The sequence below is a fragment of the Pacificispira spongiicola genome (assembly GCF_012926505.1).
GTDB lineage: Bacteria > Pseudomonadota > Alphaproteobacteria > UBA8366 > Aestuariispiraceae > Pacificispira > Pacificispira spongiicola.
Window position 1 is genome coordinate 19619 of the sequence record NZ_JABBNT010000007.1, and the last position, 13310, is coordinate 32928.

Below are 13310 nucleotides of genomic sequence, written 5' to 3' on the forward strand. Positions count from 1 at the left end.
ATTATTCGATGCCCGGTGTTCAGACCCTGGAGGTCAAACCCGACGAAGACGGCATGCGTCTGGATCGTTGGATCAAGGCCCGTTGCCCCGACATGCCCCATTCCCGCATGCAAAAAGCCCTGCGCAAGGGGGAGGTCCGACTGGACGGCGCGCGGGCGAAGACGGATACGCGCATCGCCGCCGGACAGGCCGTGCGCCTGCCGCCCTACGAGCCGTCCGAACCCGTGCCCAAGGACGGGACGGTTCGGGCGCCGAAGCTGAAACCGGGGGATGAGGCCTTCGCCAAATCGCTGGTCATCTTCCGCAACAAGGCGATCCTGGCGATCGACAAACCGGCGGGCCTTGCCGTTCAGGGCGGCAGCAAGACCGAACGCCATCTGGATGCGATGTTGGATTTCTTGCAATTCGACGCGGACGAACGCCCGCGTCTGGTGCACCGCCTGGACAAGGATACCAGCGGCGTAATGTTGCTGGCCCGAACGCGGGAAAGCGCGACCCTGCTGGGGCAGGCGCTGAAAAGCCGCCAGATGCAGAAAATTTATTGGGCGATCACGGTCCGCGTACCCGACCCGTCCGAAGGCACGATCCGCCTGCCCCTGTCCAAACAGGGGGCGAAGGGCGGCGAACGTGTCGTCCCGGATGAGGAAGACGGCCAGATGGCGATCACCGAATTCCGCGTTATGGACCGCGCCGCGCAGAAGGCGGCGCTGGTCGCCCTGTGGCCGCGCACCGGTCGGACGCACCAGATTCGCGCCCATCTGGCCGCCATCGGCACGCCGATCCTGGGGGACGGGAAATATGGCGGGGCCGATGCCTTTCCGTCGGGCGATATTCTGCCGAAGGGGCTGCATCTGCATGCGCGCTCCCTGGTCCTGCCGCCCGGCGTGCCGGGGGCGGGCGCGCGGATCGTCGCGGCGCCGTCCGATCATTTCAAACGAACGCTGAAGGAATTCGAATTCGATACGACCGGTCCGGATATCGACGATCCGTTCGAAGATTGGGAAGACTGATCCCATGGATGGCGGGCCTTACCTGATCGTCTTCGATTGCGACGGCACCTTGGTCGACAGCGGCCATATCATCGTCGACACGATGAGCGCCGCCTGGCGCGCGGAAGGGCTGACCCCGCCCGCGGCGGACGACATTCGGCATCAGATCGGCCTGCCGCTGGGACAGGCCATCGCCAATCTGCACCCGGACGGGGACCGCGATTCGGTCGACCGCTTGTGCGACGCGTATAAGAACGTGTTCGTGTCCGGACGGAATATCGGCGCGCATCAGGAACCGCTGTATGACGGATGCGCGGATGTGCTGGCCCTGCTGGCGGCGGAAGACGCGTATTTGCTGGGCGTCGCGACGGGCAAGGGGCGTCGCGGCCTGGACCATACGCTTGAAAGACACGGGATTGGTCGCCACTTCCATGTATTGAAGACGGCGGACGACGGTCCGGGAAAACCCAATCCGCACATCCTGCAGGACGCAATGGCGGAAACGGGCGCATCACCCTGGAACACCGTGGTGATAGGCGATACGATATTCGATATCGGCATGGCGGTGTCGGCCGGGGCCCACGCAATCGGCGTGTCCTGGGGCTATCATCCGCCGCACGAATTACGGAAGGCCGGGGCGCGATCCGTAGCGGATCTTTTCCACGACATTCCGGCATTAGTGCGAGAAATTTGGACTGCTTAACGACAACGGAGCAGCATGACATGGGTCGTTTCCTGAAAATTCTTGGTGGCGTTCTGGCCGTCCTCATCGTCTTTGTCGTCGGTGCGGTCGCTTACATTCTGAGTGACCTCAACGCGTGGAAGCCGGAAATCGAAGAGAAGGTTAAGGAGGAGACGGGCCGTGATCTGACGATCGCCGGACCGATCGACTTTACGCTCGGAGCGGATACCAGTCTGAAAGTGTCCGGCGTTACGCTGTCCAATGCGGAGTGGGGCTCCCGCCCGAATATGGTGGAAATCGGCTCCGTCGAAATCGGGTTCAAGCTGTTCTCTCTGCTGGGGACGCCGGATATCTCCGTGATCCATGTCGATAAGGTCCGCGCCATCGTGGAAAAGGCCGCCGACGGGACGTCGAACACCGATTTCGGCCCGTCGGAACCGTCCGAACCCTCAAGCGGCGGTGGCGGGGGAATCACCCTGCCGATCATCCGCGACCTGCGCATCGCCGATGTTCAGGTGGTGATGAAGGATGCCGCGGCCGGGACGGAACAGACGTTCACCCTGCGCGAACTGACCATGGGCAGCGAGTCCACGGCAACGCCGCTGGCGCTGAACATGGACGCGTCCTTCGATGACCTCGCGCTGATCATGACGGGGACGCTCGGCGCCCTCGACACCATGACCAATTCCGGCGAAGTGACGCCGGTTGATCTGGTCGGCAATCTGGCCGGGGTCGATGTGTCGATCCAGGGCGGCATTCAGGACCTCGCGGGGCAAAGCGGGATTGACCTGACGGTATCCGCCATCGGTCAGGAATTGGCCGACACGGCGAAACTGGCAGGTCTGTCTCTGCCGAATCTCGGCGGATTTTCCGTTGCCGCCACGCTGAAGGGCGACGGCGACGATCTGGCCGTCAATCCGTTGAAGGTCGATCTGGGAACCAGCGACCGGATTCATGTCACGATCGACGGCACCATCGAAAACGCCGCAGCGGTCGAAGGCGTGAACTTGGCCATCGCCGTGGCCAGCGATCAAATCGGCAATCTGTCGCCGGTCACGCAGGCGCTGGCCGGGCAATCCGTGCCGCCGCTGGGGCCGCTGAAGGTCGGTCTGAACGTTACCGGCAGCATGGAAGACGCGCTGTCGGCGGAAGATATCGCCGTGCGCTTGGGCACCGAATCGTCGCTGCTGGTGGGCGTCACCGGGGATGTTGAAGATTTGATGCGTCAGTCCGGCATCGATCTGGACCTGTCCGTCGCCTCGCCGGAGCTTGGCAACCTGTCGGATATCGCGAAACAGTATTCCGGCCAGGGCATCCCTAAAATGGGCCCGATGTCGCTTGCCGCCTCCATCAAGGGCGGGATGACCAAGGGCATCGAACTCAAGGACCTCGCACTCGACTTCGGCAAGGCTGAAACCATCCTGGTGAGGGCGAATGGCGAAATCGACAACCTGCTGACGCAGGAGGGGGTGGATCTTCAAATCAGTGCGACCTCGCCGGAAATCGGCAATCTGTCGCCGCTGGTTGAGGCCTTCACGCCGATGGCCGTGCCGAAGCTGGGTCCGCTGAACCTCGCCATGAAGGTGGCGGGCGACGCCCAGGGCACGATGACGCTCAGCGATCTGGCGCTGGCCTTGGGTAAGGCCGAAACCCTGCGGGTCGAAGCCAACGGGTCGGTCGCCGATCTGGTCAAGCTGTCGGGCGCCAATTTGGGCTTTTCCGTCAAGTCGCCGGACTTGTCGATCCTGTCCGATCTGGCGGGCTCCGACGTGCCGCCCATCGGCCCGGTCGATATCGCGGGCAGCGTGAAGGGCGACAATGGCAAGCCGATCACCCTGGACCCGTTCACCGCCAAGGTGGGCGGCAGCGACGTCGCCGGGACCGTGGTGTTCGACGGAACGGGCGACGTGCCCAGCATCGTGGCGCGCCTCGTCTCCACCCGCTTCGATCTGGCCGATGTGACGCCCCCGTCTAAGGGCGGTTCCGCTGGTGGTTCCGGCGGTGCGGCGTCGGGTGGAGGCTCCGGCGGTGCGGGCGATGGCCGCCTGATCCCGAACGATCCGCTGCCGTTGGACGCCTTGAAGTCGATCAACGCCGATATCGAATACAAGGCCGCGACCTTCGTCGCGACCGCGCCGGAACTGACCAGCCTGGACCTGAAGGTCGTGTTGCAGGGCGGCAAGCTGACGGTCAGCCCGTTCAAGGCCGGGATCGGTGAAGGCACGCTGGACGGGACGATTAGCCTGGACGGCAGTCAGGCGACCCCGCCCCTGTCCGTGAAACTGAACGGCAGTCAGATGGGGCTGAATGCCCTTTTGGCCGGGGCGGGCATGCGCGACAAGATCGTCGGGCCGCTGGACCTGACCGTCAATCTGGATGGGGCGGGCACCAGCCCGCGCGCCATCGCGTCCTCGTTGAACGGCGAATTCATGATGAGCATGTATGACAGCCGCGTCCTGAAGAAGGCGTTCGACGATGCGATGGGCGAAACGCTGTCCGGTTTGCTGGCCAGCGAGAATGGCTGGGTCGTTATCGATTGCGCCGTTTTCGATTATCCGATCAAACAAGGGCTGGCGGAAACCAAAGCCGGTTATACCGCGTCCGGGTCGATCACCGTCGCAACCGAAGGCACAATCAATCTGGGCACCGAACAGCTGGACCTGAAGGCGAAGCCGGCGGGCGGCGGCGGCCTGACCAGCGTGCCGGTCCTGATCACCGGCAGCTTCGCCAATCCGTCGATCATTCCCGACCCGGTGGCGATCGGGACCGGTCTGCTGGCCGGTATCCTGACCGGCGGCATCGCCCCGGCGCTGCTGGCGGTTGTCGCGGACCTGCCGGAAGGTCACCCCTGTAAGAAGGAAGTGGCCGAAAGCCAGGAACAGCTCGAAAACGCGAAAGAATCGGATAGCGGTTCGTCGCAACCGTCCAATCCGGTCGAAGGCGTCGGCAAGGCGTTGGAAGAAGGCCTGGGTGGCGCGGTGAAGGGGCTGTTCGGCAACTGATCCGTCTGACACGCGTATCCTGAAAAAGGGCCGATGCGGAATGCCGCATCGGCCCTTTCTTGATTCTATCCGTCCCGCATGGTGAATAGCGCCGACATTTTAGGGATCCGTGTCGATGAAGCGATTTTACAAATCCAGCACTGCGGTTGAAACGGATGGCGGTTTCGCGGTCCATCTGGATGGGCGCGCGGTGCGTAGCCCGGCGAAGGCGCCGTTGATTCTGCCGACTTTGGCGCTGGCGCAGGCCGTTGCCGACGAATGGAACGCACAGGGCGACAAGATCGTCCCGGACAGTATGGCGCAGATGTCCCTGGGCTCGACGGCCATCGACCGCGTCGTGCCGAACCGCGAGGTCGTGGCGGATGAGGCCTCGGGCTTCGCCGGGTCCGATCTGCTGTGCTATCGCGCGGAACGGCCGGAAAGCCTTACGTCCTTGCAGGCCGACGGCTGGGACCCGATCCTGGACTGGGTGGCGCAGCGTTATGACGTGCATTTCGAAACGACGGCGGGGATCATGCCCGTCGCGCAGCCGGACGCGACCCTGACCCGCATGCGGGAGGTTGCCCACGCCCTGGACCCGTTCGAACTGACAGCCGTGCATGTCATGACCACGGCTTATGGCTCCTTCCTGCTCGCGCTCAGCGTCCTCAACGGGGAACGCTCGCCGCAGCAAGCGCTGGACCTGTCCCGGATAGACGAGGCCCACCAGGCCGAACGCTGGGGAGAGGAAGATGAGGCGCGGAAGCGTCGCGAGCGCCTGTCCGGGGAGGTTGAGGCCGCCCATCGCTTTCTGACCCTCTTGCGGCAGGGGTGATGCGCCACTGGAAAACAGCGTAACCGCCCTGTACAACTTTCCTTGTAAGAACAAGGAGAGGGGACTTCCATGGAGGATATTCTTATCCGCCTAGAGGAAATGCGCAACGCGGCGCAGCTCGGCGGTGGTCAGGCCCGGATCGATTCCCAACATGCGAAAGGTAAGCTGACGGCGCGCGAACGCCTCGTCCTGTTGATGGACGAAGGGTCCTTCGAAGAATGGGACATGTTCGTCGAACACGACTGCACCGATTTCGGCATGGGGGACAATAAGGTACCGGGCGACGGCGTCGTTACCGGTCACGGCCTGGTCAACGGGCGTCGGGTCTTCGCCTTCTCACAAGATTTCACGGTTTTCGGCGGTTCCCTCTCCGCCGCCCATGCCCGCAAGATTTGCAAGATCATGGATCAGGCGATGAAGGTCGGCGTGCCCGTCATCGGGCTGAACGATTCCGGCGGCGCGCGCATTCAGGAAGGCGTCGCCTCCCTGGCCGGATACGCCGACGTGTTTCAGCGCAATGTGCTGGCATCGGGCGTCGTGCCGCAGATTTCAATGATCATGGGCCCCTGTGCCGGGGGCGCGGTCTATTCCCCCGCCATGACCGATTTCATCTTCATGGTGAAAGATTCCTCCTACATGTTCGTGACGGGGCCGGAGGTCGTGAAGACCGTCACGAACGAAACCGTGACGGCGGAAGAACTGGGCGGCGCGTCCACCCACACGTCCAAATCCGGGGTGGCGGATCTGGCCTTCGAAAACGATGTCGAGGCGCTGCTGGAGCTGCGGCGCTTCCTGGGCTTCCTGCCGCTGAACAACAAGGAACAGCCGCCGCATCGACCGACCGACGATCCGCTGGACCGCCCGGATATGTCGCTGGACACGCTGGTCCCGGCAAATCCGAACAAGCCCTACGATATGAAGGAACTGATCGAAAAGATCGTGGATGAGGGCGACTTCTTCGAAATCCAGCCGACGAATGCCGCAAACATCATCACCGGCTTCGGACGCATGGAAGGCCATCCGGTCGGCATCGTCGCGAACCAGCCGATGGTGCTGGCGGGCTGCCTGGATATCGCCAGTTCGATCAAGGCGGGTCGGTTCGTGCGCTTCTGCGATGCGTTCAATATCCCGATCGTTACCCTGGTCGACGTACCCGGCTTCCTGCCCGGTACGGCGCAGGAATATGGCGGCATCATCAAGCACGGCGCGAAACTGCTCTATGCCTATGCCGAAGCGACGGTGCCGAAGGTGACCGTTATCACGCGCAAGGCCTATGGCGGGGCCTATGACGTCATGTCGTCCAAACATCTGCGCGGCGACGTGAACTATGCCTGGCCGTCGGCGGAAATCGCGGTCATGGGGCCGAAGGGCGCGGTGGAGATCATCTTCCGCGGCGACCGCGACGACCCGGCGAAGCTGGCGGAACGAGAAGCGGCATATCGCGAGAAATTCGCCAATCCCTTCGTCGCCGGTCAATACGGCTTCATCGACGACGTGATCCGCCCGCACAATACCCGCCGCCGGATCGGCCGGGCGTTGAGCATGCTGCGCACCAAGGACATCCAGAATCCTTGGAAGAAACACGGCAACATTCCGCTGTGACGGTAGACCCTATCCGCGGCGAACCGGCTTAGGAAGACCGGATTCTGGATACGAACTCGTCCATCTGGGTGCTTAGCGCACGGGATTGACCTTCGAGATCATCGATAGTCTGCGCGACGGAGGCGGCGGAGTTTTCAGTTTCCTCGCTCGCCTTGTCCACGGTTCTGATCGTAACGTTGATTTCATGCATGCTGCTGGACAGCCTGCCGATATGATCCGCGATCTGATGAGTGGCGGCCCCTTGTTCCTCAATGGCGCTGGCGATGCCTGTGCTGACCTCGCTGATCCGCCCGATGATTGTGCCGATCCGGCCGATAGCGGAAACAGTAAGATTCGTTTCGGACTGAACCGCATTGATACTCGCTTCAATCTCTTCGGTTGCTTTCGCCGTCTGGTTGGCGAGTGCTTTCACCTCATTCGCCACCACGGCGAAACCCTTGCCGGATTCACCGGCCCGCGCCGCTTCAATCGTGGCGTTAAGGGCGAGAAGATTCGTTTGTTCCGCGATGTCGGTGATCAACTTCACCACCTCGCCAATGCGTGCAGTATTGTCCGATAGCGAGCGCACGGTTTTGTCAGTCGATTGTGCCTCTCCGACAGCCTCCGACGCGATGTTGGCCGCTTCCTGGATTCGCGCGGATATTTCCTGTATCGACGAGGACAGCTCCTCCGATGCACTAGACATCGCGGTGACGCCGGCTGTCGCTTCCTCGATTGTTGTCGCCGCGTTTTCCGTTTGCCCCCGCGTGTCGGAAGCAACTTGCGCCATGTCGGACGTTTGGCGATGGACAGAAGAAACGGCGCCGTTGATTTCGCCGACCACGGATTTAACCCTGGTTTCGAAATCCTGGGCCAAATTGGACAGTAGTGCGCGGCGGTCTTCTTCTGCTTGGCGATGTTGTTCGGCCTCGCGTTCTTCAAGGCGCTGCTTTTCAATCGCGTTTTCCCGAAACACTTCCAAGGCGCCGGCCATAAGGCCGATTTCATCTTTTCGGTCGATGCCTTGAGACTCGAAATCCGTGTCGCCCTGTGACAGGCGTCGCATGGAATCCGCGAGACGGCGCAGGGCGTTGCTGATCGACGTGCCGACAACAGCGATCGCCGCGACCACGATGATGACCGCCACAACGGCGATGACGATCAGCAACGCAATAAGGTCGTTTGCGTCGGCCAACATTTCCGGCACCGGCGCGGAGACGACAACACCCCAGACGGTGTCGCTTGCACCGAAATTAACGGGGGTAATGGCGACAAAATGTGCGTCGCCGGTTTCCGGGTTTGCTATGGTAGCGGTGACCGGCGTCCCCGGTTCTAGCCTACGGACGAGGTTCAACAGCTCCCCGTCCGCTATCGGTTGCGCCAATAGCCCGCTATCGGGGTTGGACACCCACAGGCCGGTCGCGGTTACCAAACTGACATTGCCGGTATCGAACACTGCGATCTGGGACAGACGATCCTGGATATCGGACAGGGCCATGTCGATGGTGGTAACGCCAACGGCGGCGTTCTTTCCGTCATAAAACGGCACCGCGGCGGTCGTCATGAGCACGTCCACACCGCCCACCGGGTAGAGATAGGGATCGGTAACGACCTCGCGGCGCGTATTCTTGGGAAGGTCGTACCAAAGTTCAGACCCGCTGTCGCCGCCCATCACCAGGGATTCCCAGGCGACGGCCCCATCGTCGTGGAAGAAGTAGGGAACCAGCCGTCCTTTGTCGTCGTTGTACGGCGATCCGACATGATCGGTGTCATTCCCTGCAACGTCGGAATCAATGCCGATTCCCGCGCCGACATAGCCCGGGTTGGCGGCCAGGGTTGTCTCCACAACCCGCGCCATGGCGGTTCGGTCCGGTGCACCGGAGGTCAGGATCGATTGTTCCGCATAGGACATGCCGCGTGCCGTATACAGGGCGGCCTCAATGTCTTTCTGCACCCGATTGGCATGTTGGGCGGACAGCGATTGGACAAATCCTTCTTGCGTTTCTTTGGCAAGGTCGCTGAACAGAACCGTTGCGACCGCGAAAGCTGCGGCAAATCCAACCGTTACGATGGCGGCGGTCACGCCGACAATTTTAGTCCGAATGCCAAAAGAACGCATAAGTACCCCCGAACGGTAATGTTAACCCACACATCCTGAAACAGACTATACATGGTGCCTCAAGATTATTAAGACGCTGTTTTAATGTGCTTGTATTGTCTTTTGATGAAATGACGAACTATGCCCAAGTGTCGTCGTGAAACTTGCCTTGAAGTATATCAGATGGCATCGAACATGGGCGCACAGGTACGGTGTCGAGGAAAAGCGATGTTCAAGAAGATCCTGATCGCCAATCGGGGCGAAATCGCCTGCCGGGTGATGCGGACGGCGCATAAAATGGGGATCACGCCGGTCGCGGTGTATTCCGAACCGGATGCCCAGGCGCTTCATGTGCGCACGGCGCTGGAACTGGGGGGCGAGGCGGTGGCCGTCGGTCCGGCGGCGTCTTCCGAAAGCTATCTGGTCATCGACAAGATCGTGGAGGCCTGCAAACAGACGGGGGCGGAGGCGGTCCACCCCGGCTATGGCTTCCTGTCGGAAAACAAGGCTTTCGCCGCGCGTCTGGAAAAGGAAGGGATCACCTTCATCGGCCCGCCGGTCGGCGCGATCGAGGCCATGGGCGACAAGATCGAATCCAAGAAACTGGCCCAGGCGGCGGGCGTCTCTACCGTGCCGGGCTATCTGGACGCCGTGCGCGATCCGGAAGAGGCGGTTCGGATTTCCAAGGAAATCGGCTATCCGGTGATGCTGAAGGCCTCCGCCGGGGGCGGCGGCAAGGGCATGCGGCTGGCCTGGAACGACGACGAGGCGCGATCCGGCCTTGTTTCCGCGATGAACGAGGGGCGCAACAGCTTCGGCGACGACCGGGTCTTCATCGAAAAATTCGTGCAGGAACCCCGGCATATCGAAATTCAGGTCATGGCCGACGGTTACGGCAATTGCGTCTATCTGGGCGAACGCGAATGTTCGATTCAGCGCCGCCATCAAAAGGTGATCGAGGAAGCGCCGTCGCCGTTCCTGGACGAAGCGACGCGCAAGGCGATGGGCGAGCAGGCCGTCGCCCTGGCGCAGCAGGTGAACTACAAAACCGCCGGGACGGTAGAATTCATCGTCGATAAGGATCGGGACTTCTATTTCCTGGAAATGAACACGCGGCTTCAGGTCGAACATCCGGTGACGGAACTGGTCACCGGTTACGATCTGGTCGAATTGATGATCCGTGTCGCGCATGGCGAGAAACTGCCCTTCACGCAAAAGGATGTGACGCTGACCGGCTGGGCCATGGAAGCCCGCTTGTATGCGGAGGATGCCGAACGCGGATTCCTGCCGTCGACCGGGCGTCTGACCCGCTATATCGAACCGGCCCCGGTCGAAAACACGGTGCGCGTCGACAGCGGCTGTTACGAAGGCGCGGAAATTTCCATGTTCTACGATCCGATGATCTCCAAACTGATCGTCGGCGGGAAAGACCGGGCGGAGGCCATCGAGAACATGCGAAAAGCCATCGACGGCTATGTCGTCCGGGGCCTGAGCCACAACATGCCCTTCCTGGCCAATCTGGTGAAACATCCGCGTTTCGGGGAAGGCCGGATCACGACGAATTTCATTGCCGAGGAATATCCGGAAGGCCTGACCGAAGATCACTTGAAGCCGACGGATCTGGGCCTGTTCGCCGCCGTTGCCGCCGTCGTGCAGGACAAGATCGAGGCCCGCGAACGGCGCCTGTCGGGGCAGGAGGAAAACCGCGCCCCCGATCTGCCGTCGGATTACGCCGTCTTTCTGGGCGACAAGGATTTGGAAGAGGTCGCCCTGCATCTGGCGCGGGGTGAGGACTGCCACCGCCTGACCGTCGATGGACGCGAGATTTTCGTGGAAAGCGATTGGAAACCCGGCTTTGCGATCTTCAAGGCGCGGATCGACGATGTCGAGCGCCTGTTCCAGGTCGATAAGGATGGGGCCGGGTTCGTGCTCAGCCACGACGGTGCGCGCATCCGGGCGCTCGTGTTGGAGGCGCGGCACGCGCCGCTGCGCCGCCTGATGCCGTATAAGCCGCCGCCCGACATGTCGAAATTCCTGCTGTCGCCGATGCCGGGATTGCTGGTCCGACTGACGGTGAAGGAAGGCGATATCGTCGAGGCCGGGTCCGAATTGGCGGTTGTCGAGGCGATGAAGATGGAAAACGTCCTGCGCGCCGGCGCGGGCGGCACCGTCAGGATCGCCCATGCGAAAGAAGGCGACAGCCTTGCCGTCGATCAGCCGATCCTGGAATTCGAGTAAGCGAACTGTCCTCCGCGTCGGTTTCGGTGGTGTTAGTTGTTTTGCCGGCGCGCCCGGTGTTGCGAAACGTGCCAGCGGTTCGCGCAGCGGGTGCTGCAGAATCGGCGCGACCCGTTTTTCGACATGTCGACAAAGGCGTCCCTGCACGGTTCCGCCAGGCAGGACTTAAGCCTGTTGAGCCCATAGCGTTCGGCTGCATTCACGACATCGATCAGACAGGCGTCCCGGATTACCGTGAAAGCAGTGTCGTCTGACGTTGCCTTGAGCGTCAGGCAGAATCTCTCTTCGGATACGGGGATCAATTCGACGCCGACGGAAATACCGTCCAACATTTGGTTTAGCGCGGAAAGCCGAACAGGATCCGGTGTCGATGCGTCGAACAGGCGACGCAATGAGTCCCGAAAGCGTTTGGTAGAGGCCAATTGATTTTCGTCCGCTGGGCGTGTTGTCAGGCCATGGCGGTCTGCAAACGCGTCCAAATCACCCGGATCATTCAGATGTTCAGGCTCGGCCAGGGCCACCTCGTAGGTTTTCAGCAAGGCTTCGGCGAGCCCGTTTGACGAAGATTGCGTCATGTAAGCACCAATATTTGTTTGACTCATTTCACATTCGCGGCGATGTAATGATTAAAGTTATCTTAGGGGGTTACAAAGGTCTTGTCGACCGACGCTCGTCGGGTGCGGCGGGCAGGGCCGGGGATTGGGGCGGGGATTTGGGATGCCGGGCTATTTGACGCAACAGCTCCATGACGTGCCCAGGGACATGCGGGGGCTCCTGTTCCTGCAATTTTTGATGAGTTTGTCGTCCTTGATGGCGTTGCCCTTGATGGCCGTCCATATGTCGGCGCATCTCGACTTGAACGCATTCGTGATCGGCTCCGTCTTCACGATACACTTGGCCTTCGGTCGTGCCTTGCCCATCGTCACGGGCCCGATGGTCGATCGCTTCGGCTTTAGGGGGGCGATGGTCTTCGGGTTGCTCGTCCGGGGCTGCGGCTTTTTGCTCTTCGGCTCCGCGGAAGCTTCGGAAGGCGTGATCGGTTCCGCCCTTCTTATCGGCTTGGGCACGGCAACTTACGAATCGGCACTGTACGGTGTGTTCGGCCGCCAGCCAGCCGCCATTCTATCGCGTGTCTTTGTCATCAATAATTTTGCGCTGAATCTCGGCGTGGTGATCGGACCGTTTTTGGGGGTCTTATTGGCGGACGGCGATGTTGTCGTTCCCTTCCGTGCTGCGGGAATTTTGTTCGTTCTGCTGGGCTTTTGGTCCGTTCGGTTCAGTTATCTGGATCGGTGCTACTCCAGCCGCTCCGCCGTTACGAAAAGCTGGTTATCCGTGATCCGAAATCGCCGTTTCCTGGTTTTCCTCGCGGTTACCTTGCCATGGTGGATTGTTTACGCGCAGCTCTTTGTCGGATTTCCGGTCATGGCGGTGCAAATCACCGGGCAGGAAAGTGCCGCGAACCTCGTTTTTATTACAAACGGGGCAACGGGGCTGATCTTCGTTGCCGTTTCCCTATTTGCATTTCGTTGGATTTCGGCCCCGGCAATGACGACGCTAAGCTATATGCTGTTGGTTTCAGCTTATTTGATGCCTTTGCTTGGTTCGGGTTTGGTTTGGTTTCTGGCGGTGGTCTTCGTTTATACGATTGCCGAAACGCTTATCCTGCCCTCATTGGAGACGATTACGGCCGCCTTGGCACCCGACGGAAGCCAATCGACATATTTCGGTGCGCTCGGCCTCGTTTGGGGAGTGGGAAGCGCGGTCGGCAGCTATGTCGGAAGCTGGCTCGTCTTGGATGTTCGAACATCATCCGTGATTTGGGTGATCTATGCGGCGATTGCCGCGACAGGTTTGATGGGGGCTTTCCTGTTCAAGCGGCAGGTCGCCGTGTCGACCTGATTTC

General features: G+C 61.1%; 9 protein-coding genes. 7 read left to right on the top strand and 2 right to left on the bottom strand.

Annotated features, from left to right (window positions below; genetic code table 11):
* Window positions 1-8 precede the first annotated feature (8 nt).
* The 5 genes from HH303_RS19100 to HH303_RS19120 all read left to right on the top strand — a co-directional run bounded on the left by HH303_RS19100 (window position 9) and on the right by HH303_RS19120 (window position 7089).
* Window positions 9-1010: an RluA family pseudouridine synthase gene (locus tag HH303_RS19100; protein ID WP_169627004.1), complete on the top strand. Its 1002-nt coding sequence runs from the start codon at window positions 9-11 to the stop codon at window positions 1008-1010.
* Between the two features lie 4 nt (window positions 1011-1014).
* A complete protein-coding gene (locus HH303_RS19105; RefSeq protein ID WP_169627005.1) occupies window positions 1015-1692 on the top strand; it encodes an HAD-IA family hydrolase in 678 nt (225 codons plus the stop codon).
* A gap of 20 nt (window positions 1693-1712) precedes the next feature.
* Window positions 1713-4673, top strand: coding sequence for an AsmA family protein (locus tag HH303_RS19110; RefSeq protein WP_169627006.1), 2961 nt, complete (start codon window positions 1713-1715; stop codon window positions 4671-4673).
* Between the two features lie 115 nt (window positions 4674-4788).
* Window positions 4789-5487, top strand: a complete 699-nt coding sequence (locus HH303_RS19115) for an ATP12 family chaperone protein (protein ID WP_169627007.1) — start codon at window positions 4789-4791, stop codon at window positions 5485-5487.
* A 69-nt stretch (window positions 5488-5556) separates the two neighbouring features.
* Window positions 5557-7089: an acyl-CoA carboxylase subunit beta gene (locus HH303_RS19120; RefSeq protein ID WP_169627008.1), complete on the top strand. Its 1533-nt coding sequence runs from the start codon at window positions 5557-5559 to the stop codon at window positions 7087-7089.
* Between the two features lie 28 nt (window positions 7090-7117).
* On the opposite strand, the gene HH303_RS19125 is transcribed toward HH303_RS19120, so the two are convergent.
* Window positions 7118-9187 (bottom strand): methyl-accepting chemotaxis protein, encoded by a 2070-nt coding sequence (locus tag HH303_RS19125; protein WP_169627009.1) that lies wholly within the window; start codon window positions 9185-9187, stop codon window positions 7118-7120.
* A 207-nt stretch (window positions 9188-9394) separates the two neighbouring features.
* Between HH303_RS19125 and HH303_RS19130 the strand changes: the two genes are divergently transcribed.
* Complete coding sequence (locus tag HH303_RS19130; RefSeq protein ID WP_169627010.1) at window positions 9395-11404, top strand: acetyl-CoA carboxylase biotin carboxylase subunit; 2010 nt, start codon at window positions 9395-9397, stop codon at window positions 11402-11404.
* A 32-nt stretch (window positions 11405-11436) separates the two neighbouring features.
* On the opposite strand, the gene HH303_RS19135 is transcribed toward HH303_RS19130, so the two are convergent.
* Window positions 11437-11979, bottom strand: a complete 543-nt coding sequence (locus HH303_RS19135) for a CGNR zinc finger domain-containing protein (RefSeq protein WP_169627011.1) — start codon at window positions 11977-11979, stop codon at window positions 11437-11439.
* 187 nt (window positions 11980-12166) lie between these two features.
* Between HH303_RS19135 and HH303_RS19140 the strand changes: the two genes are divergently transcribed.
* Entirely contained in the window at window positions 12167-13306 is a 1140-nt protein-coding gene (locus tag HH303_RS19140) for an MFS transporter (protein ID WP_227421949.1), read from the top strand.
* Window positions 13307-13310 lie beyond the last annotated feature (4 nt).

Bases quoted from the DNA above. Each gene is read 5' to 3' on its own strand.
- HH303_RS19140 (WP_227421949.1), top strand. From the start codon at position 12,167: ATGCGGGGGCTCCTGTTCCTGCAATTTTTGATGAGTTTGTCGTCCTTG.
- HH303_RS19135 (WP_169627011.1), bottom strand. From the start codon at position 11,979: ATGACGCAATCTTCGTCAAACGGGCTCGCCGAAGCCTTGCTGAAAACC.
- HH303_RS19105 (WP_169627005.1), top strand. From the start codon at position 1,015: ATGGATGGCGGGCCTTACCTGATCGTCTTCGATTGCGACGGCACCTTG.
- HH303_RS19120 (WP_169627008.1), top strand. From the start codon at position 5,557: ATGGAGGATATTCTTATCCGCCTAGAGGAAATGCGCAACGCGGCGCAG.
- HH303_RS19130 (WP_169627010.1), top strand. From the start codon at position 9,395: ATGTTCAAGAAGATCCTGATCGCCAATCGGGGCGAAATCGCCTGCCGG.
- HH303_RS19110 (WP_169627006.1), top strand. From the start codon at position 1,713: ATGGGTCGTTTCCTGAAAATTCTTGGTGGCGTTCTGGCCGTCCTCATC.
- HH303_RS19115 (WP_169627007.1), top strand. From the start codon at position 4,789: ATGAAGCGATTTTACAAATCCAGCACTGCGGTTGAAACGGATGGCGGT.
- HH303_RS19100 (WP_169627004.1), top strand. From the start codon at position 9: ATGCCCGGTGTTCAGACCCTGGAGGTCAAACCCGACGAAGACGGCATG.
- HH303_RS19125 (WP_169627009.1), bottom strand. From the start codon at position 9,187: ATGCGTTCTTTTGGCATTCGGACTAAAATTGTCGGCGTGACCGCCGCC.